General features: G+C 38.1%; 22 protein-coding genes. 17 read left to right on the top strand and 5 right to left on the bottom strand.

Going from position 1 to position 21,297, the window contains the following annotated elements:
* From ACYVRA_RS12165 to ACYVRA_RS12150, 4 genes are all read right to left on the bottom strand, one after another.
* On the bottom strand, window positions 1-366 hold a 366-nt coding region (locus ACYVRA_RS12165), incomplete at its 3' end, for a FliG C-terminal domain-containing protein (RefSeq protein WP_461252978.1).
* A gap of 1 nt (window position 367) precedes the next feature.
* Complete coding sequence (locus ACYVRA_RS12160; RefSeq protein ID WP_461252977.1) at window positions 368-874, bottom strand: hypothetical protein; 507 nt, start codon at window positions 872-874, stop codon at window positions 368-370.
* A 194-nt stretch (window positions 875-1,068) separates the two neighbouring features.
* The gene (locus ACYVRA_RS12155) at window positions 1,069-2,325 is read right to left on the bottom strand and encodes a hypothetical protein (RefSeq protein WP_461252976.1); all 1,257 of its coding nucleotides are present in this window, start codon (window positions 2,323-2,325) and stop codon (window positions 1,069-1,071) included.
* Between the two features lie 4 nt (window positions 2,326-2,329).
* The gene (locus ACYVRA_RS12150) at window positions 2,330-2,800 is read right to left on the bottom strand and encodes a hypothetical protein (protein WP_461252975.1); all 471 of its coding nucleotides are present in this window, start codon (window positions 2,798-2,800) and stop codon (window positions 2,330-2,332) included.
* A gap of 64 nt (window positions 2,801-2,864) precedes the next feature.
* Between ACYVRA_RS12150 and loaP the strand changes: the two genes are divergently transcribed.
* Both loaP and ACYVRA_RS12140 read left to right on the top strand, forming a co-directional pair.
* Entirely contained in the window at window positions 2,865-3,404 is a 540-nt protein-coding gene (loaP, locus tag ACYVRA_RS12145; protein WP_461252974.1) for an antiterminator LoaP, read from the top strand.
* Complete coding sequence (locus ACYVRA_RS12140; protein ID WP_461252973.1) at window positions 3,404-4,888, top strand: polysaccharide biosynthesis protein; 1,485 nt, start codon at window positions 3,404-3,406, stop codon at window positions 4,886-4,888. The genes loaP and ACYVRA_RS12140 overlap by 1 nt, the downstream gene beginning before the upstream one ends.
* A gap of 26 nt (window positions 4,889-4,914) precedes the next feature.
* Here the strand turns inward: ACYVRA_RS12140 and ACYVRA_RS12135 are convergent, their stop codons facing one another.
* Window positions 4,915-5,232, bottom strand: coding sequence for a helix-turn-helix transcriptional regulator (locus ACYVRA_RS12135; protein ID WP_461252972.1), 318 nt, complete (start codon window positions 5,230-5,232; stop codon window positions 4,915-4,917).
* 153 nt (window positions 5,233-5,385) lie between these two features.
* Between ACYVRA_RS12135 and ACYVRA_RS12130 the strand changes: the two genes are divergently transcribed.
* From ACYVRA_RS12130 to ACYVRA_RS12060, 15 genes are all read left to right on the top strand, one after another.
* Window positions 5,386-7,518, top strand: a complete 2,133-nt coding sequence (locus tag ACYVRA_RS12130; protein ID WP_461252971.1) for a xanthine dehydrogenase family protein molybdopterin-binding subunit — start codon at window positions 5,386-5,388, stop codon at window positions 7,516-7,518.
* Window positions 7,515-8,000 carry a (2Fe-2S)-binding protein gene (locus tag ACYVRA_RS12125; protein WP_461252970.1) on the top strand — a complete coding sequence of 162 codons (486 nt, stop codon included), beginning with the start codon at window positions 7,515-7,517 and terminating at the stop codon, window positions 7,998-8,000. The genes ACYVRA_RS12130 and ACYVRA_RS12125 overlap by 4 nt, the downstream gene beginning before the upstream one ends.
* Window positions 7,984-8,817: an FAD binding domain-containing protein gene (locus tag ACYVRA_RS12120; protein WP_461252969.1), complete on the top strand. Its 834-nt coding sequence runs from the start codon at window positions 7,984-7,986 to the stop codon at window positions 8,815-8,817. Before ACYVRA_RS12125 ends, ACYVRA_RS12120 begins: the two co-directional genes overlap by 17 nt.
* A 211-nt stretch (window positions 8,818-9,028) precedes the next feature.
* Window positions 9,029-10,126 (top strand): 3-dehydroquinate synthase, encoded by a 1,098-nt coding sequence (locus tag ACYVRA_RS12115; RefSeq protein ID WP_461252968.1) that lies wholly within the window; start codon window positions 9,029-9,031, stop codon window positions 10,124-10,126.
* Window positions 10,127-10,152: 26 nt separating this feature from the next.
* A complete protein-coding gene (locus ACYVRA_RS12110) occupies window positions 10,153-11,703 on the top strand; it encodes a hypothetical protein (protein ID WP_461252967.1) in 1,551 nt (516 codons plus the stop codon).
* A gap of 71 nt (window positions 11,704-11,774) precedes the next feature.
* Window positions 11,775-12,872, top strand: a complete 1,098-nt coding sequence (locus ACYVRA_RS12105; protein WP_461252966.1) for a Gfo/Idh/MocA family protein — start codon at window positions 11,775-11,777, stop codon at window positions 12,870-12,872.
* A complete protein-coding gene (locus tag ACYVRA_RS12100; protein ID WP_461252965.1) occupies window positions 12,869-13,987 on the top strand; it encodes a DegT/DnrJ/EryC1/StrS family aminotransferase in 1,119 nt (372 codons plus the stop codon). The genes ACYVRA_RS12105 and ACYVRA_RS12100 overlap by 4 nt, the downstream gene beginning before the upstream one ends.
* Window positions 13,984-14,481 (top strand): acyltransferase, encoded by a 498-nt coding sequence (locus ACYVRA_RS12095; RefSeq protein ID WP_461252964.1) that lies wholly within the window; start codon window positions 13,984-13,986, stop codon window positions 14,479-14,481. The genes ACYVRA_RS12100 and ACYVRA_RS12095 overlap by 4 nt, the downstream gene beginning before the upstream one ends.
* 15 nt (window positions 14,482-14,496) lie before the next feature.
* On the top strand, window positions 14,497-14,742 hold the full coding sequence (locus tag ACYVRA_RS12090; protein ID WP_461252963.1) for a hypothetical protein: 246 nt from the start codon (window positions 14,497-14,499) through the stop codon (window positions 14,740-14,742).
* The gene (locus ACYVRA_RS12085; protein WP_461252962.1) at window positions 14,739-15,494 is read left to right on the top strand and encodes a hypothetical protein; all 756 of its coding nucleotides are present in this window, start codon (window positions 14,739-14,741) and stop codon (window positions 15,492-15,494) included. Before ACYVRA_RS12090 ends, ACYVRA_RS12085 begins: the two co-directional genes overlap by 4 nt.
* Window positions 15,495-15,513: 19 nt before the next feature.
* Window positions 15,514-16,815: a lipopolysaccharide biosynthesis protein gene (locus ACYVRA_RS12080; RefSeq protein ID WP_461252961.1), complete on the top strand. Its 1,302-nt coding sequence runs from the start codon at window positions 15,514-15,516 to the stop codon at window positions 16,813-16,815.
* On the top strand, window positions 16,815-17,429 hold the full coding sequence (locus tag ACYVRA_RS12075) for a GNAT family N-acetyltransferase (protein WP_461252960.1): 615 nt from the start codon (window positions 16,815-16,817) through the stop codon (window positions 17,427-17,429). The genes ACYVRA_RS12080 and ACYVRA_RS12075 overlap by 1 nt, the downstream gene beginning before the upstream one ends.
* Complete coding sequence (locus ACYVRA_RS12070; protein WP_461252959.1) at window positions 17,419-18,369, top strand: GNAT family N-acetyltransferase; 951 nt, start codon at window positions 17,419-17,421, stop codon at window positions 18,367-18,369. The genes ACYVRA_RS12075 and ACYVRA_RS12070 overlap by 11 nt, the downstream gene beginning before the upstream one ends.
* A 2-nt stretch (window positions 18,370-18,371) precedes the next feature.
* On the top strand, window positions 18,372-19,841 hold the full coding sequence (locus ACYVRA_RS12065) for an RNA-binding domain-containing protein (RefSeq protein WP_461252958.1): 1,470 nt from the start codon (window positions 18,372-18,374) through the stop codon (window positions 19,839-19,841).
* Window positions 19,842-19,874: 33 nt separating this feature from the next.
* Window positions 19,875-21,149: a polysaccharide deacetylase family protein gene (locus tag ACYVRA_RS12060; protein WP_461252957.1), complete on the top strand. Its 1,275-nt coding sequence runs from the start codon at window positions 19,875-19,877 to the stop codon at window positions 21,147-21,149.
* Window positions 21,150-21,297 lie beyond the last annotated feature (148 nt).

Raw genomic sequence — 21,297 nt, 5'->3', positions numbered from 1 at the left:
TCTGGCGGCTCTTTTGCTCATGTTTCTTAGTACGGCTTTGATTGTTTCCTTTTCGGCTGATTTTAACGCCTTTGCTAATTCTTGACTGTCAACCTCTCGAAGCACTTTTTGCATTGACCTGTTGTCAAGAGTGCTGAGGATATCAAAATTGCTTTCCCTCAAGTCTGCAATTTTGAATTTTTGGTTTTCCTTTACCTTAAACGCGTAAATCCATTTATCATCTTTAAGTTCAAGTCCGTTGATGATAGAGCAATAGTCATCTGATTTGTCTGCTCCATAATCACGTTCATTTTCAAAGAGAGTTACAGTAAAATCATTAACGGTTTTTCCTGTTCCATACGTGGTTATTACAATGCTAGTACCCATGTTATTTTTTTCCTCCTATAAGTTCGTCTAATTCCTCTTCAGTAAATTTCCCCTTGTCGTCTTCATCTTCAGTAGTTTTCCCCTTGTCTGTTTCATCTGCTTCAGTAGATTCCCCATTGTAATCGAAGTCTTCTTTAATAATTTTTAGAGTAATTGGATCATCTGTGAGAGAAAAGTTCGTAAAAGCATTTAATTTATAAGCCAGAATTCGCGTATTATCGCCTGCTTGTATTGATAGTACGGCTGCCAGTTTAAGTTCCATTAATCGACGGGTATACTTGTCTTCTTCCTGGTTAATGATATTTTCAAATAAATCACTTATTACTGCGGCATCAACACCATCAACTACAAATCTTAAGCCATATTCAAGAATATCCCGCTGTTTCACTTTTTCAATATCAATTTGATCTTCTAATGACAATAAACCCTCTCTTCTGGCCTTCTCTGAGCATGCTGTCGCCCTGGCAGAAACATTGTAGTATTCGGCAATAAATTTATCATGTGTCATATTTGTATCCTCCTTATGAATTAAAGTGTATCCTTATTACTTTATTATATTATCAAGAAATATACAAGGAATTTACCACGAACCACACGAACTGTACCTACGGTACATGCACGAACTTTTCGCGCATATCTTGTCGTTGTTCGTGTTGGTTCGTGGTAAAAAATTTTCTTTTTAGACAGCTTCAGGCGCGGTTTTTATCCGCCAATACGCACAAACGCGTCTTTATACCCGATGCTTTTAAACCGTACAAGGACGGCGGCGCTTTCGCCCTGATTCAACGGGCCAATTAAAATGCGGTACACGTTATCCGCGCCTTTAAACACTACCGGAGAAAAACTGCGGTCAATTTGACTTAATACGCCTTCAACAAGATCAGCGGTAAGAGTTGCAACTTCCACATAGTATTTCCCTCTGTCAAGCCTGTCTATCGTTCTAATTGAAGGATTTTGATTCGCTGTTGAAGGCGCGTTTTCACTTACGCGCTCGTCAGTTTTTTCAGGCGCGGTAGACGTTATGCTAGGAATAATATCATTGGGATCAATTCCGTAAACGCCGGAAGGCGGCGGATTTGGATTTGTTTCCACAGGTACCAAAACCTGCTGCTCCTGCCTTTGCGCTTCTTGTTCGGGTTGCCTTTGCGGCTCTGGTTCAGTCCGCTGTGGAGCTGTAGCGACTTCAACTGAATCCAGCGTATCTTTTACAACATCTTCACGGGGAGTTTCCGTTATAAATTCCGGCACGTCTTTTATCACTTCTCTAGGAGGCTTTTCAGTACTTTCAGCTGTTTGCTGCGCGGGCTGTTGAGTTTCTTGTACCAATTCAGTTTCTCTTTCAGGTTGATTAACAGGCGGCGTTTGCGTTACAGTAGGCTGTTCAGACGGTTCAACCACATAACCGGGAACATCGACAATTTGCAATCTGCCGCTGCCGCCCCATTCTGGCTCATCAACAATATAACCGGGCGCCGACGGTGGTCTGGCGGGCGTTTCAGTTGGCTGGCTTTGTGCGGCAGGCGGAGTGTATGTGTCTTCTCTATACACATCCTCAACCAGTTTATCTTCGTCAATTACATTTCCGGAATCATACTCAGGAGTTCCGGTAGCCATACTCTCCGTAAAACGCATATAGGCCATAGGATCCGCGGGCTGTATCATTCTGATTCTGCTTATCGAACCTGCCCTCATTCCAATTAATTCGGCGGCTTCGCGGGAAACTACCGCGAGAAGACCGGGACTGGATAAAGTATCAGAGACGATTACTCGCGTTTTTTTTCCGTTTTCAATATTGGTAATGTCAACTACAGTGTTTTTTGGAAACGCGTTAGTGGCGATATAAAAACCGGTTGAAGGCAAGTCTCCGTTAGGCGCGACTGCGGCTGAGCCTTCCCACGGGGACGCGCCCTGAAACAATAAAAGCGACGCGATAATTACTAACGTAAGGCGTTTTTTCATTACTCTATTCTCCTATGTAGGGGACAAACCCTTTTGCAATTGATTTCATATTGTTATAATCATCCTGTGAAGATTCCCTCTTTATAAGGATTTTTTTTTCAAACACTTTTTCCTTCCTTGTAACCTTGTAAATAAAAAATGACACTTCACTCGAATCATTCAACTCCTTTTTATAATCTAGCAAAACAATCAGCATATAATCAATTCCGTAAACAACGGCTTCGTTTATATCAATAACTTGCAGAACGTCGGACGGGATTTTTTCAAGACGCATAATTGGAGCGTTACTGATTATATACCCTGCGTCAAAGAAAACGTCCATGAACGCGTTTTCCCATTGTATTGATTGCGACTGCTTTATGTCAAAATCTTCATTTATGCCCGTTTCAATCACATAAAATGAGACTGTCGCGGCGGCAACGCTTAAAGTCAGGGAAATTCCAATAATTACGGCAATAGCGATACGCTTTAACATTAGTCCTCTATAACTAATATCGGCACTCTTTTCAAAACACAAAATAAGAATCATACTGGATAAAATGAATTATTACGCCATACAGGTAAAAACCCGGTCAGAAGATAAATTCATTAAACTTTTTAAAGCCAGCCACCCGCAAATCAACTTGCCCATCCATTTTCCAAAAAGGCTTCTTGATATAAGGAAGGGCGGGAAGATAAGAGCTTCCACTCCGGCGGTTTTTCCCGGGTATTTGTTCATAGAAGCCGGCAGCGATGAAGAAATCATATCCTGCCAGTGGGAATTCAGGCGGACTGAGGGGTTTTACAGGTTTTTAAAATCAAACCGCGACATTACCCCGCTTGCGGACAGGGATTTGGAACTTGTCCTCCATTTTATAAATAATTCCGGCTCCGTAGCCGGGCGCTCCAAAGTGTACTTTAACGAAAATTCCCGCATTGTCGTCGTGGAAGGCCCGTTAATAGGGCTTGAGGGAAGGATAATAAAGGTCGATAGAAGAAAGGGGAGGGCAAAAATAAAGCTCGACCTTTACAATGATTCATTTTCTATCGATCTGGCTTTTGAGGTGATAGGGTCGCTGGATAATGATAAGGGGAGATAATGGAAAAATCAAAACGTCTGTACATTATCGGGGCTGGATTTGCCGGACGTACCCTTGCAAGCGAAATAACGACAAAGGCGATTTTTGGCGAAGTAGTAGCGTTTTTAGACGACGATCCTGAAAAAATAGGCAAAAAAATCGACGGCATCCCGGTTTTGGGACCAATCCGCGATGTAGCTCTTCTATTAAAGACAAACCCCGCAGACGAAGCGATTATCGCGATTCCAAGCGCGAGTAAAGAGTACCTTAAAGAACTCTACTCAATCCTTAAAAAAGCCAACTTCCAGAAAATCCGTATTCTTCCCGGAATTTCCCAAATAGTCGAAGGGGACGCCCACTTTATACAGACGCGCTCCATACATTTACAGGACTTATTGGGGCGAAACCCAGTAACAATCAAACTTAAACAGAGCCTTTCCTATGTGCGCGGCAAGCGCGTTCTAGTCACTGGCGCGGGCGGTTCCATTGGCAGCGAATTATGCCGCCAGTTGCTGTCGGGCGGAGTGTCCCGTCTGTACCTGTTAGGGCATGGAGAGAACTCAATTTACCTGATAGACAAGGAACTGCGGCTTTTACAGGACGAAGGGGTCGGGGAAAAAGCGGCGATTGTGCCTGTAATTGGGGACTTAAAAGACGCTGATTTTGTCGATTACATTTTAAGCCACTTAAAAGCCGACGCTATTTTTCACGCGGCGGCATACAAGCACGTCCCCATGATGGAAGAAAACCCCGTCGCCGCGATTGAGAACAATGTTCTTGGGACTGAAAACCTGATCAATGCCGCCGTAAAATACGGCGTTAAACGTTTCGTCCACATATCCACCGACAAGGCGGTCGATCCCGTATCCGTCTACGGAGCGTCCAAACGCATCTGCGAACAGTTGGTTATTTCCGCGAGCGCGGACTCCCAGAAAAACGGTACAAACTTTGTAGTAGTCCGTTTTGGAAACGTGCTAGGCTCCCGCGGCTCGATTGTCCCGCTCTTCCAACAGCAAATCGAAAAAGGCGGCCCGGTGACAGTCACCCACCCGGACGCGAGACGCTATTTTATGACCATCAGTGAAGCGTGTTCGCTTGTTTTAAAAACTGGCGGAGTCGGCGAAAACGGCTGCCTGTACTTGTTAGACATGGGCGAACCCGTGCGTATCCGCGATTTAGCCGAACAGTTGATCCGTTTCCACGGTTACGAACCAGATTCGGAAATAAAGATCGAATACATAGGCCTGCGCCCAGGCGAAAGGCTTGACGAGACTCTAATCGGCAAAGATGAAACGCAAACCGAAACGGAGTACAGCCGCATTTTAAAGGTGAGCAAAAAAAATCCCTTTGTTTTAGACACTAAAAAACTCCTTGATGAATTGCGCCCCGTTTGCAGATTTGATCCCGCCAAACCAAAAGCCTACCGCAGTACTGAAACCTTACGAATCGTACTTGATGATTACGGTATTCTTGATAACGAAAAAACAGCGAAAAAAGCAGCGTAAGCCGATCTATCAAAGAATTTAAAAAGTTAATTAAACAAAAGAACAATCGTAACTATTAGCAGGCCTATAAGGGCTCCAAATGTTCCCAGCAGTACGCTTTTACGGATGGTTACTGTTCCTGATCCTACAACCGTCTCAGCGGATGTCTTATCTTTAACTTCTTGCGAATATTTGGCCATTAATTCTTGAATATTATGTACTCCCAGTTTACGGTATAATTTCTTTTGATGATACAATAGCGTATTATAAGCGATATTCAAGTTAAAGGCGATTTCCTTTGGCGAAATGCCTTTGAGGAGCATATTAAATAATTCTTGCTGCCGAGGCGTCAAATCATTACTCATAATTTTTTCCCTTTATATAATAAAAAATAATAAAAAATACCATTGGCGGCAATAAAATTCTCTCATCAATATTTGTGGGAATTTGTTGTTCTAAAATTTCAAGGCTGACGAGCGATATTGTAATTTCATTAAAATACCAATAAAATACCATTAATGGAAACTCTCCCTTTTCTGGAAGATATTTACCCTCCCAATTTCTTGTATGCGGTAACAATAAGGTCGCCTGTAGCCAAGGGCAAATTGATAAGCGTAGATGTTCCATTGCTCCCCGATGATTTCACGTTCATTACCGCAAAAGACATCCCGGGTAAAAACACGCTTGAAAACACTAAAATCCCAATTCTAGCGGAAGAATATTTAAATTATATCGGCGAACCTATAGGCATTTTATTGGGACCGGATAAAACAAAACTGGAAGAATTTTCATCCAGATGCATAGTGCTTGACGATGAAGAAAACGCCATTTTTTCTTATGGCAATGAAAATCCCCTTATATTAAAAAGGGAAATTGACACGGGAAACACTTTTGAATCGTTTAATGAGACAGGGCGTATAGTAACAAGCAGTTATAAAACAGGCATTCAGGAGCATTGGTACGCGGAGCCTATAGGCGCGATTTCATGGTTAAATACCGGACAGGAAGAGAATAGTTTAAAGAGCGGCATAAATCCTATCACTATAAAAACCGCCACGCAATGGCCGTACCATGTAAAAAGAGCCGTGACAAGCGTATTGAATATTGACGCGTCATTAGTTTTGGTAGAGCCAACCTGCCTTAACCTTCACATGGACGGAAAATTATGGTATCCGTCGTTAATAGCTTGCCATGCAGCGTTGGGGACGTTCATTACTGGAAAACCGGTGCGCCTTATCCTGAGCAGGGAAGAAGATTTTCTTTATACTCCAAAACGCTGCGGTTCAAACATTAATATCGTATCTGCGATTGATGATAAAGGCGGCATAAACGCAATAAACATCGATATTTCCGTAAACCTTGGCGCTTATGAGGTTAACGGAGATGAGATTCTTGATAAAATTTGCCTTGGAACGCTTGGTTTATATAATTTTGACAAATTAAAACTCACGGCAAAGGCATATTGCTCAAATATTCCACCTCAAGGATCATTTACCGGTTTTGGTTTAGCGCAGGGGCTTTTTGCCATTGAGCGCCATGTTTCATTGATTGCCGACATGGTCAATCAAGACCCTGCCGAATGGAGGGAAAAATATTTAGATACGCAGCTTTTAACGCCTTCGTCAAAAGCTAAAAACAGCGCTTCAGGCGAAAATCTGATCAAGACTACGGCTAAAATGAGCGATTATAATCATAAATGGGCGTCTTATGAATTACTGCGTAAAACGCGTAAAGGGAAAAAAACTGATATAGGCGAAAAACCACGCGGAATTGGAATTGCGATTGGATTTCAAGGAAACGGGCTTCTTTATCATGGCGAGGATAACGGCTTCTACGGCGTAGAAGTAACGTTGACAAAAGAAAGCCGCCTTGAAATAAAATCAAGCATTACAAGTCCCGAAGATTATTCCAGAATATGGGCGAGAATCGCCATGGAAACCATGTCCATAGAACATAATATGGTCAGTATTATTTCAACCAACGCGCCCGATTGCGGCCCTTCATGCGAGTCCAGAAATATTACCGTTGTCACCAAATTAGTGGAAAAATGCTGCCTCGCGATCCGCAAACAGCGTTTCCACGATCCTCTGCCTATTACGGTGCGCCGCTCAATAAAACCTTCTAACGGAACTCTTTTAGGCGGCCGTTTTGCCCCTCCCCCCGGAAAAATTCTTGATATTAACAGTTTTTCAAAATTGGGATTGGCGTGCGCCGTAGTGGAAGTGTCAATCGATCTTGTGGAATGCGTTCCCGTCGTGCGCGGCGTCTGGCTTGGAGTTGACGGCGGAAAAATTATTTCAGCTAACAGAGCTAAAAGAGCGCTGACGCGGGGGGCGGCGCAGTCTCTTGGATGGGCGTTTACTGAAAATATCGAGTATGTAAACGGCGTTATTCCAAGAGCCCAATACGATAATTTTACAATATTTTCCCCCGTGGAAATTCCTCCTATTCACATAGATTTTATCACGGGAGATTCAAACGAGCCTAAGGGTATAAGCGATCTTCCGTTTACATGCATACCCGCCGCGTTTCTTCAGGCCGTCTCCCAAGCTATGGATTACGGCTTTAAAACAATTCCTCTAAAAAGAAATGAAATTTGGGAAATTGTACGCGCGAGAAATCTTGATACTTCCATACAGGGGGCAAGATGAAAATTGAATTTATTTTAAACGGCGAAGACGTTGTTTTTGACGGCGAGGCCGGAGTGCGGCTTATCGATATTTTACGCGGCAGTTTTGGTTTGTTTGGATCAAAACCAGGCTGTCTCGCAGGTCAATGCGGCGCTTGCACGATTATTATTAACGGACAGGTCAGTCCCGCCTGCTTAATACCCGCTTTTAGAATACGCGGAGCCGAAATAATCACCATTGAAGGTTTTTCACAAACAATTGAATGTCAGGAAATAAGAAACGGCTTTGAACAGGAGCATCTTGGAAATTGCGGCTATTGCGAGGCGGGAAAAATCCTGTGCGCCGAAGCGCTTATAGAACATATCCCCTTCCCCACCAAAGAAGAAATATTAACGGGGTTTTCAGGAATTAAGTGCAGATGTACTAATGTTGAAAGGCTCGTAAAAGCTGTGAATATCATTGCCGCGCAGCGGCATAGGAGGCTGAATGCAGACGCCTCTTAATCAGGTAGTTATTCCCTCTTCATTTCAGGAATTATTCGCGGCATGGGAGCGCTTCCCAGACGCAGTCTTATTCGCGGGAGGAACTAATGTTATTGGCAAACAGGGGAATAATATACTCTACCTTCCGCCTGTATTTCTTTCACTTGATAAAATTGAAGAACTGCAGCGTATCACAAGAACGGAACAGTATCTTGAAATCGGCTCTATGGTAAAATTAAACAAATTATTAATGCTTGGAAAAATCGTTCCGGATGTATTATGCTCATGCTTAAAAAAAATCGCCGGAGTCCAATTAAGAAATATCGCCACTATCGGAGGCAATATTTGCAGCACTTCCCGCCTCCTCGATTTACCCGCTCCCCTTACCGCGCTAGACGCGCAATATGAATTCCGAAACGCGTCAAACATGACAAGATGGGTTTCCGCCGCCCGTTTTCATTCGGAGGAACATACGGCGCTGGAAAAACATGAATTACTTACAAGAATAAGGCTTCCGCTTCATCAATGGGATTATACCGTATACAAAAAGTTTTTTTGCGAAGATTATTTTAACAGCGAAACGCTTGTTTTACTCGCGAAAACCCGAAAAAATTTACTTTCTGATATTAGAGTAATTTATAAAGGGAAGGCTATTTTCCGAAATAAAGAGGGAGAAGACATCTTGAACGGCAAATATTTACCCCTGAACAGGAAATCAGCCAATGAATTTCTTATTAATTGGCTTGAATATCTTGATAAAAAGCATGAAATAAGCAAATTCTCAAAAAATTCGCTCTTAAATAGCATTGAAGAATGTATTATGGATCTGTCAGAGTAATATTTCCTACTATATAAAGACTTGTAATGACTTGAAAAACATACAAAATATTGATATTATAAGGTAGAAATCGGCATTTATTTTGAGTATGTTTCGGCTGCCAATTGACATGTCGTCTGTCTGACCGTTATCAATTTTTACCCTCATCTTCAGCGGATAGGCAGTTTTTGTTTTTCTTTTTTCCGGTTTTTTCCCCGGAAAGGTATTTTTTTTGTATTTTACATTTAACAATTATCACACATTCGTAGAAATCAGCCGTGAAATTCCCGCAATTCGCATAATTGCGCAAAAATTAGGATTTGAAGCTGATAGCGGCTCTTTTAAACCGTTAATCATAGCTGATGAAAACACGGCCTATATCGCCGCCAAAATATCAGACGGCGCTAAGTATCCTTATCTTTTTTTAAAAAGCGGCGAAGATAATAAAACATGGCAGTCCGTGGAAACAATACTTGCCGCCGCTTCCAAAGCCTCCCTTGGCAGAGACGGCGTTTTTATCGCGGTCGGCGGCGGAGTAATTGGCGACCTTGCGGGTTTTGCCGCCTCCATTTATATGCGCGGCTGCCGTTTCGTCCTTGTTTCCACTACCCTGCTCGGCATGGTTGACGCTTCCGTCGGCGGCAAAACCGGTTTTGATCTTTTTGGCATAAAGAACCTTGCGGGCAGTTTTTATCCCGCATCGAGCGTTTATATGCCGACAGACGCTCTTTTAACATTGCCTCAGGCTGAAATAAAAAGCGGCATGGCGGAACTAATAAAAACTGCCGTCCTCTGCGGCGGAGACTTTCTTGAACAGCTAACGCCATTAGCGGAAAATATAAATAATTTAAATAAATTTTTAGAAGACGGCACGCTGCATAAATGTATAGAAAGAGCCGTTTTGTACAAGGGCGGCATCGTAAGCGAAGACTTCCTTGAATCGGGAAAGCGGATGCTTTTAAATTTGGGGCATACTTTCGGGCATGCGCTTGAAAGCGCGGCGGGATTGGGAAATATTACGCACGGAGAAGCGGTCGCGTGGGGTATGGTACGCGCCTGCGAACTTGGATTGGCGTTAGGCGTTACGCCGCGCGAAAGGGCAAAAAAAATTATCGCTCTTATTAAATCATTTGGTTATGAATGTTCATGCCCCCATCCTGCCGCGGCAGACATAGGCGTGTTTTTAAACGCGATGAAAAGCGATAAAAAGAAAAAAAACGGACGGCTTACATTTATTGTTCCCGACGATAAAAGCGCCCGTATTATAGCGCTTGAAACAAAAGAAACGGAAATATTAGAAAACATATTACAGGGCAGGTATGCGGTTTGAATTTGCGAAAAACAATATTGCTTCTTATGTTTCCTATTATATGTTTTTCCGTCTATTGCGAAGAAAATAGGGATGAACCTAGTGAAATAATTTCAGAAGAAGAATTAATACTTGATGATATTTCACAAAACGATAAATATGGCGAAGAGTCAATATTTATAATTAATTCTTTTAACTACAACGTTATAGGCAGGACTCTTCCTTTCGCGTTAAACAACAAAACTGAATTAAAAAAAGGAGAAGAAATAACAGGAAAAACAAATTTTATTAAATTTATAAATGATAAGAGGCAGCTGCTTATCAATGAAAGGGTATTAAAAAAAAATGTCAGGATAGAATATACTATCGCGGAAGCGGATGAAGACGGCAAATATCCTGTTGACTTGCAAATATACGTTGAAGACACGAAAAACATAATCGCGCTTCCGTATCCTAAATACAGTACAAATTACGGTTTTGAACTGACGATTAAAGCCCGTGATTACAATTTTTTGGGTTCAATGCAGCCTTTAAGGATCGATATAGGTTATAAATACGACCAAGACGGACAATCTTACTTTTCGTTAATGCTTGATTCCGGAACGCCATTCCAGATTTTTGGTTTTGACTGGTTTTTTGATTTTGACAATTATTTTGATTACCGCCCCGATATGTCGCTGCCATTTTATTTTAAAAACAAGACCGCGATTTCGATGGACATTCCTATTAAACGCACAACTCTTAATTTGCTGTTTTCCGAATCTTTTTTATTAAATGAAGAAAATGACGATACTGACAAACCTGTTTATGGAGATTTCCAGGAAGGGCTTTATTTGTCAAGCCAGCCGAATATATCGTGGAAGATACCAACCGGCCTTGAAATCGGCGAATACGGGGAACTGACTTATACTCCTAACATTTACGCCGTATTTAATCATGAACTCCCTTCATGGCCGCTTTCAGATAACAGAATAGGGCCGATAATACATTTTAATCATTCTCTTTATTTTGGGCGTATAAATTGGATTGATAATTTTCGTGAAGGCTTTTATGTTCAAATTAACAACGCGAACAGTTATAATTTTTATTACCCAAAAATCAACATGGAACCATGGGAATATAATTACAGCATAGATACAAAAGGATTTTTTATTTTTTTTAAAGATCGCTTTGGCCTTTCCGCGCGTTTGACCCACCGGCATTGGATAAATTCAAATTATGAATACGCGGGAGATTTATTACGCGGCGTTTATGATAAAGACGTAAACGCCGAATTTATTGTTTCTTTAAATTTGGATATACATATAAAAGTATTTAAAATAGACGCGTATGAATGGTTTCCCAAAAACAAGTTTTTACGCTCATTAGGTTTTGATTTGCATATAAATCCCGTTATTGACGGCGGATTTTACAAACAACCGTTAAAAGACGTATCGTTTGATTCTGAAAATTTTCTTCTTGGAGCGGGATTTGATATTATTATTTATCCGCATCAATTCCGCAGCATGTTCTTCCGCATATCAACATGCTGGGATTTTTCCAATATTTCAAAAAGAACTCCGATTGAATTATTCTTAGGCATGGAACATCATTATTAAAATAGTGGATAGTAGATAGTAGATAGTAAATAGTGGATTGTGAATTTCAAATAGGGGATTGGGAATATTTAATGAAAAAAATAGCGTTAATTGGATGCGGCAGAATCAGTTTTAAGCACATAGAAGCGTTTGTTAATAACTCTGACAAATTAACATTAATAGCGATATGTGATCCAGTATTATCCCGCGCTCGGGAAAAAGAATACGAATATATAAAAAGTTTGCCTAACGCGAAGATTTCCGTTTTTACGGATTATAGGGAAATGCTTGTTAAACAAAAGCCCGATATTGTAACAATAGCGACGGAATCGGGAAAACACTGCCAAATAGCGGTAGATTGCCTTGAAGCGGGGAAACACGTTATCTGCGAAAAACCGATGGCTCTTTCAACAAAAGACGCGGATTTAATGATTTCAACCGCTAAAAGAAAAAATCTTAAACTTGCAGTATGTTTTCAAAACAGATTTAACTCCCCCGTACAAAAACTCCGCGCCGCTTTGGAAACGGGACGTTTTGGAAAAATTCTTCACGGCTGCATACAAATCCGCTGGAACCGTAATGAGGCCTACTATGCCGAAGCGCCTTGGCGCGGCACATGGGAACAGGACGGCGGCACATTGATGAACCAGTGCACTCACGGCATTGACCTCTTGCAATGGATTATGGGAGAAAACGCCGTCCGCGTGCAGGCGCAAACCAGACGCTTTATGCGCCCTATTGAAGCGGAAGATTTTGGAGCCGCGATAATCGAATTTAAAAACGGCGCTGTCGGAATAATCGAAGGAAGCGCTGATATTTACCCTAAAAATATAAATGAGACGCTTTCTATTTTTGGCGAAAAAGGTTCTGTTGTAATCGGGGGGCTTGCGGTTAATAAACTGGAAACATGGCGTTTTTCTGATTCTGAAAAAATAGGTGACATAGAAGAAAAAGTTTTAAATCCAAATGAAAAAGACCCTCCTACAGTTTACGGCTTTGGGCACTCCGCCCTATTTAAAGATTTTGTTGAAGCTGTTGAAACTGACAGGGAGCCGCTTATTTCCGGTGAGAGAGGCAAGAAAGCGCTTGAGATAATTCTGGCTATTTATAAATCCCAAAAAACAGGCAAACCTGTTAATCTTCCCTGTAATTTTACTACCCTAAAAATGAAAGGATACTTTAACAGGTGAAAGTGCCTTTTTACGACTCTACCCGCGAATATATACTTTACAAATCGGAATTTGACAACGCTATTTCTGAAGTTATTGCCAGCGGCGCGTTTATTCTTGGAAAACAAGTTCAGGAATTAGAAGAGGCAGTATGCAAGTACACAGGCGCGAAATACGCGGTAGGAACAGCAAACGGAAGCGACGCTCTTTTAATAGCCAGCGATATAATGGGATATAAAAACGAAGCTGAGGTTCTTACTCCTGTTTTTACTTTTTTCGCGTCAGCGTCCTGCATAGCCCGTTTAAACGGAAAACCTGTATTTTGCGACGTTGACGAAGACACTTTTTGCATTGACATGAATGACGCGGAAAATCGCGTTTCAGAAAAAACAAAAGGGATACTGCCTGTTCATTTGTTTTTACAAACCGCTGATATGAACGCATGTATGGAGCTTGCAAAAAAACATCGCCTAACGGTACTTGAAGACGCCGCGGAAGCTTTTGGAATGAAGTCGCTTTATAACGGTGAATATAAACACTCAGGAACGGTTGGTGATTTTGGCGTTTTTTCATTCTTTCCGACAAAGACGCTGGGCGGATACGGCGACAGCGGAATGATTGTTACAAATAACGAAGAGCTTTATCAAAAAGCGAAAAGTTACAGGACGCACGGTTCGACAAAAAAATATCAACATGATTATATCGGTTACAATTCGCGTTTAGACACGTTACAGGCGGCTATATTAAACGTAAAATTATCCCACATAGAAAACGCTGTTCAAAAAAGGGCGAATCACGCAGCGCATTACCGTGAAATGTTAATAGACATTTCAGAAATTAAACTGCCCATAGTTAAAAACGGCTGTAAAGAAGCGTATTATGTTTTTTGCGTAAAAGCGGAAAAACGCGACGCGTTGGAAGAGCATTTAAAGTCAAAAAACATCGGAACTTCGGTATACTACCCTATCCCGCTTCACTTGCAAAAATGTTTTGAATACTTAGGTTACAAAAAAGGCGATTTTCCAATAGCGGAAAAGTTATGTGAAACTGTATTAGCGCTTCCTATGTTTCCCGAACTGACGGAAGACGAAGTAAGTTTTGTTTGTGATAGCGTAAAAGAGTTTTATAAAAAATGAGCGATAAACCCTATTTTGTCCATGAATCCAGTTATGTGGACGAAGGCGCTGAGATTGGCGATGGCACAAAAATTTGGCATTTTTGCCACATCATGCCCGGCGCAAAAATAGGGAAAAAATGTTCTATCGGTCAAAATGTAAACATAAGCTCGCGCGCTATTATCGGAGACGGAGTAAAAATACAGAACAATGTTTCCGTATACGATGACGTAATTATTGAGGACAACGTATTTTGCGGCCCGTCCTGCGTGTTTACAAATGTAATAAACCCTCGCGCTTTTGTTGAGCGCAAACATGAGTACAAAAAGACCGTTGTAAAAAAAGGCGCGAGTATCGGCGCGAACGCGACAATTGTCTGCGGAGTGACAATCGGCGAGTACGCGCTTATCGGGGCGGGAAGCGTTGTAACGAAAGACGTTCCGGCTTACGCGCTTGTCTATGGGAACCCCGCGCGCGTTATGGGAAAAGTAGATGAGAATGGGGAGAAGGTATAAATAACAAGGTATATTATGAAAGACTTAAGAAAATTTGATGAAGACGAACAAATAATAGGCACTCCAAGATATGAAGCATTCCAACAGATGTGCAGAGAAGCCGGACTTTTCGCGATAAAAGAGGCAAAAGACAGAGGTCTTCCGATTACCTATGTTGAAAATGATGAAATTATTAAGGAATACTCTGACGGAAGAATAGAAGTTCTTGGAAAAATTAAGCCTAAAGTTAAAGTAACTAAAAAGGTATATACGATAAAATGACTAATCGTATAAAAAGGCTTAGAATATTTGCGGGGCCTAATAGATCAGGAAAATCTACGTTATATAAATATTTAATTCAAATTAACGCTTTTAATTCTTATTATCACATAAATCCTGATCTTATCGCCAAAGATTTATCTGTATCGCTTAATCTTGATAATTGGCCTATAGATTTTTCTTTTAATGAATTAGTCAGTTATCTAAAATTATCACCTTTTCAAGCATTAGTTAATTATAATATTTCTGATCTTTTGTATTTCAAAGAGCGACGTATAGCGTTAAAAGACCCGTCTTTCAATGACAGTTACCTTGCCGCCGCCATCTCAGATTTTCTTCGTTATAAAATGATACAATCCGATTCATCATTTTCTTTTGAATCAGTATTTTCACATGATTCTAAAATTAAAGAGATTGAAATTGCGAAAAAAGCTAATTTTAAAATTTATTTTTATTTTATATCAACATCAGATCCATCCATAAATCTTCAACGCATTAAAAACAGAGTCGAAACAGGCGGTCATGACGTTCCAAATGTAAAAATTAATGATCGGTATTATAGAACTATGAATAATTTATATTCCGCGTTTAAATTGTCTGACAGGGCATATATTTTTGAAAACAGTTCCGAAAAATTAAACGGTTCATTTGACTTCTTTGTAGAAAAAAACGGAAATAATATTTATTTATCAAATTCTGATTTTGTCCCGCAATGGTTTGATGAATATTTATTAAAAAGACTTAATACTGAGTAATAATCTTAAATTTTTAATAGTGTTAAAACTTTTTAATTTAAATATTAAGAACATCTTCTTAAAAAACGTATTAATGCTGACCGGCGGGGCTGTTTTAGCCCAAGTAATAAATTTTTTATTATCACCGGTTATTACAAGATTATATACGCCGGAAGATTATGGCATTCTTTCTGTTTATAGTTCCATTCTAGGACTACTGGTTATTATTAGTTCATTAAAATATGAATTTGCAATTGTAATAGCCGATAATGACGAAACGGCAATAAATATTGTCGGACTATGCCTTGCTGTATTATTATGTATAATATCAATAATAATAATAATTTTATTTTTTGCCGGAAGTATAATATTAATAAAATTAAAATATGATTTAATTATACAGTACAAATATTTTATACCGCTTGGCGTATTTTTACTTGGTTTATATAATATTTTTTCACAATGGGCCTATAGAAGAAAAAATATTAAAAGCATTTCTAAAACAAAATTTACTCAAGCGTTATTTAATAATGTTATTAAGATATTCTTAGGTTTTGGAAAATTTAAAGCGACAGGATTAATATTAGGAACTATTGCCGGAGAAAGCGCCGGTTTATCAACGCTTTCTATTCCATTTTTTCGTGATGATTACCATTTATTAAAAGAAATAAAATGGCATAAAATAAAATATTGCGCTAAACGATATATAAATTTTCCCTTATTTACATCTATTAGCCAATTATTTAATCAAGCGGGTTTGTTATTACCCTCATTATTAATTCTTTCGTTATATGACGGCAAGACAGCAGGTTTCTACGGACTGGCCAATACCGTGTTAAATTTACCGATGATCTTAATTGGGAATTCAATAGGTGATGTTTTTTACACTGAAGCTGCCAGTTTTGGCAGGAATGATCCAAAACGTTTAAAAGAACTGTCAAATAAGCTTTTTAAAAAATTATTTATAATGGGATTAATTCCATTAATAATTTTATTAGCCGGAGGGCCGTTTTTGTTTGGTCTTATATTCGGAAAATCATGGATAGAATCAGGATATTTCGCCAGAATTATGGCAATAATTATTTTTTCAAGATTAATTTTTATGCCTATAAGCAGGCTGTATTCAATCTTTGAAAAACAAAAAGAAGCGTTTATAATTGATCTTTTAAGAGTCATTCTTGTTTTAGCGGTTTACTATATATCAAAATATTTATTATTAGAAATAAATATTTTTATAATTTTATACGCAATTTCCATGTCTTTTATATATTTTTTAACTTTTTTAATAGCGCAAAATATTTTGAATAATAAGATTCTGGAGAATAATAAAGAACTTAAATAATGACAGCTTTTCATAATATAATCAATTTATTTTATTATTTTATATTTATAATTAGAAATATATTTTATTTATTATATTTAAAAAACATTACAGAAGCTATTGATGATAATTTTTTTATTTGTGGAGCACGATCAATAAAGGATTTAAAAGATGTATTAAATATATACTCGCTTTTCCATAATAATAAAAAAATAGACATTTCAAAACGGATTACTTATCATTTTCTATATAAAAAATGTGTTTTTACTGTCAGAGATATTAATACATCTATGATAATTGGAATTGGATTGTATTATAAAAATAAAAGAGATATCATTGAAAATACTATTCATGAAGGATTTACAGGAATATTACCTGAATGGCAGGGAAAGAAGATAGGTACAATATTGAGACTTCATGCAATAAATCATTTTAAGAGAAACGGTATGAATGGTATTTCTTCAAGAGTTTCTCTAAATAATTATCCATCATTGAAGTCGAACATTAATCTAGGGTTTAGACCTGTAGATAAATATTTTGATAAAGACTTAAATGAAGAAAGATATTATTTAATATGTCCTCTTAGCAATAATTACAGTTGGGATTTTATCGAAATTAATACCCATGTTAAATAAAGATAAATATATTGAATTTTGTACTGAACACTCCGATATTCCAATTTTCAGCCAACCGTGGTGGTTGGACGCGGTTTGTCCCGACAGTTGGGATGTTATCCTTATTGAACGAAATAATAAAATAATCGCGTCTTTTCCATACTATAAAACTAAAATAAAGAAAATATTTAGCCATATAGGAATGCCGCCGCTTACGCAAAAACTTGGTCCTTATATTGTATATGATTCTAATAAAAAAACAGAAAATAAAATCATTGAATATGAACATGAAATTTACTATGAAATAATTGATAAACTGCCTAAATGTGACAGTTTAAAAATTAATTTTGACTGGAAGTATAAGAATTGGCTCCCATTTTATTGGAAGGGATTCAAACAAACCACAAGATATACTTATATTCTTAATCAAATAAACAATCATGATTATATTTTTAAAAATTTTGAAAGAACAAAAAGAGAAAAAATAAAAAAAGCAAAACAATCTTTGAAATTAAAATTTGATTTATCACCTGAAGCTTTCTACGATTATTTCTCTGATGTTATACATAAACGAGGTGAAAAGGTTTCTTTCTCTAAAGAATTATTTCAACGAATATATAATGCCGTATATACGCATCAGACAGGACGTGCTTTTTATTGTACTGACAGTAATGACGATATTCATGCAATTAAGTTAATTTTATGGGATAAAGAATGTGCTTACTCCATTATGGGTATGAGGGAAAAAAATTTTAATACATCCGGCGGTAATGAATTTTTAATTTATGAAATAATTAAATATGTATCACAATTTGTAAACAGATTTGATTTTGAAGGCAGTATGATAAAAGGAGTAGAAGCGTCATATCGATATTTTGGTTCTCATCAGACGGAATATTACAGTATATCAAAATGCGATAATCTTATTTTAAGAGTGTTACGAACAATTAAAAATAATTAAAAATGAATAAATCCGAACTGCTATTACGTTTAGCTGATATTGAATGGGATGACTTTGAAGTTAAGGAAGCTCATTCCGAGCTTCCAAAGAATATTTGGGAAACAGTTTCCGCGTTTGCCAATTCTTCAGGGGGCTGGATTGTTTTAGGCGTATCACAAACAGGGAAAAAGTTTGAAATATGCGGAGTTGAAAAACCGGAAAAAATAGAACAAAGTTTTACTACTGTACTGCGCAGTCGCAGTAAATTTAATGTCTTGATTAATCCTATATGTAAAAAGTACAACATAGACGAAAAAATAGTTTTGGCGTTTTTCATTTCGTCTTCTGAACAAAAACCGGTATATTTCAATTCACTGTCAAATACATTTGTTCGCACCGCAAGCGGTGACCAACGCGCGACAGATTCAGAAATTAACGCGTTGTTTCGCGAGCAATCATTCGGCATACGTTCCGATTTGATTGTTGACGGGTTCAATTTTAATGATCTAAATAATGGATCACTGAATACTTACAGAAACAGAGTTAAAAATCAGAACCCGCAGATGCTCTATAATGATCTTTCTGACGCGGAATTTTGCGAGAAATTAGGCGTTACAAAAAATGGAGTGCCAACTTACGGCGGTTTATTGGTTCTTGGAAAAGCAGATTCTATACGTCGGAAATTCAGTGATTTTTGGGTTGATTATATTGAAATCCCCGGTACTTCCTACTCGGATGCTCAAACGAGATATACGTTTCGTATTCAAGAGCAAGAAAATTTATGGGAATATTATAATGTACTTATTCAAAGGCTTAGAAACTATGCCGACAATCCTTTTAAAATGGGTGATAACGGATTTGCGTATGAAGATAATATCCAGTTGGATGCCTTGCGGGAAGGATTTGTAAACATGTTAATGCACGCTGATTATTTTAGCGTAATTCATTCAACAATAAGAGTTTTCAGTAATAGAATTGTTTTTCAAAATCCCGGAAGATTTGATATTAATATTTTAGAGTGGCATAAAACCGCCATTTCCAAACCTCGAAATCCTGTGATTGCAAGAATGTTTCGTTGGGCAAAACTGGCTGAAAACGCCGGTTTCGGATATGATAAAATGCTTGCATGGAAGTATAAAGTGGAATTTGATACGAATATTGATTATTCGGAAGCTACGTTTTTTCTAAATGAAAAAGTTGATGAAAACGGTATAAAAACAACCCAGAAACATCAAAGAAATGAAATAGGAATAAAACAAAACGCTAATTCGACAAAAACTGTGGAGAAAACTGTGGAGAAAACTGTGGAGAAAACTGTGGAGAAAATCATGGAAGCCATTACAAATAATCCACAAATAACACAGGTTGAATTGTCGGAAATTACAGGATTAACAAGGCGCGGCATAGAATATAATCTTTCCAAATTAAAAGAAAAAAGGTTAATTGAGCGCGTGGGGCCGGATAAAGGCGGGTATTGGAAGATAATAACGTAAAAAGTTTGATTTGTTTTATTATGAGAATATTATTTGGATAAAATAACGGCATATATTATTGATTTCCTCGCCCGTTTTCACGTATCAGAATCAAGCGTTGTCCATTATGGAAAAATTGAAGATGTTTCCGCTAACGCGAAAATTATTATTGTTCCGGCTTTTTTTAACTTTGAAATAAAAAACTTGCCTGAAACTCCTTTTTTTCAAGTTGATAGTATCCCTGTGCTTTTTGGCAGTTCAAAAATAGAAAGACAAAACGGAAAATTAATAATATACGCCGATATTATCGCTTCTTCTTTTTTCTTGCTTTCCCGTTATGAAGAGATATTAAAACCTGAATGCCGTGATGAGCATGGCAGGTTTTTAGCGAAAGATTCCATTGTTTTTCAACAAGGTTACGGAAATAGGCCGCTGGTTGATGAATACGGTATACTGCTCCGCAAATGGTTACGTGAAATCGGAGTGAATGTTACTGCCGAAAATAAAGGATTTGGTAAAATACGCCTTACCCATGACGTTGACGAACCGTTCCATTTTAGCCGCCTTCAAACAGTATGCAAACAATACCTTAAGAATCTGTTAAAATACAATTATTCATCTTCTCCTTTTAAAAAATATTTAAATGAACGGTATGATGAGTATTATACGTTTCCAAAAATTATTAACTATGATAAAATTTTGCGTGAATCATTGCCTGATGTAACGGTAGAGAGCGTATATTTTTTTCTAACAGCAGGCTCATTCTTTAATTCAAAATACTATAATTTTTTTTCAAAAAAAATGAACCGCTTAATTAACACGCTAATTAAAGAAGGCGCAAAATTAGGACTGCATATAAGTTACGAAGCCGGTAAAAACCCAAAAAGAATAAAATATGAAGTAAAAAAGTTAAAAAAAATATTGAGTGACGCCAATGTTGTCAGCCGTCATCATTATCTGCAATGGCGAGAACCGGAAGACGTAATATTTATGGAACAGGCGGGAATTACTGATGATTTTACCTTATCTTACGCAGACAGCGCGGGGTTCAGGGTTGGGACTTGTCGTCCATACAGGTTCATCAATCCCAAGATAAAAGAATTAACTAATGTAATGATTCATCCACTGGAAATTATGGAATGTACTCTTAGCCTTAAAAAGTACATGAATTTTGATTATGAAAATGCTTTAAGCACATGTAAAGAAATAATTGATCAAGTCTATAAACATAATGGGGAACTTGTATTATTGTGGCATAACACTGAATTTATAGGTTTGAATTATCAGGAAAAATTGTATAACGCTGTTTTGGAATATATTAGAAAATAGCCATATTCCAATGGAAACCGTACTCAAAAAAAGATAAATGATTTTATGAAGAAATATATTCCATTACTATTGAAATATTTATTCCATTACTACTGAAATAAATATTCCATTACTACTGCAATAATTAATACATTTTAACTGGAATATT

It is taken from the genome of Treponema sp. R8-4-B8, from assembly GCF_054786175.1.
Note: the sequence above shows the minus strand (reverse complement) of the source record. Positions and strands in the feature narration are given on the sequence as shown.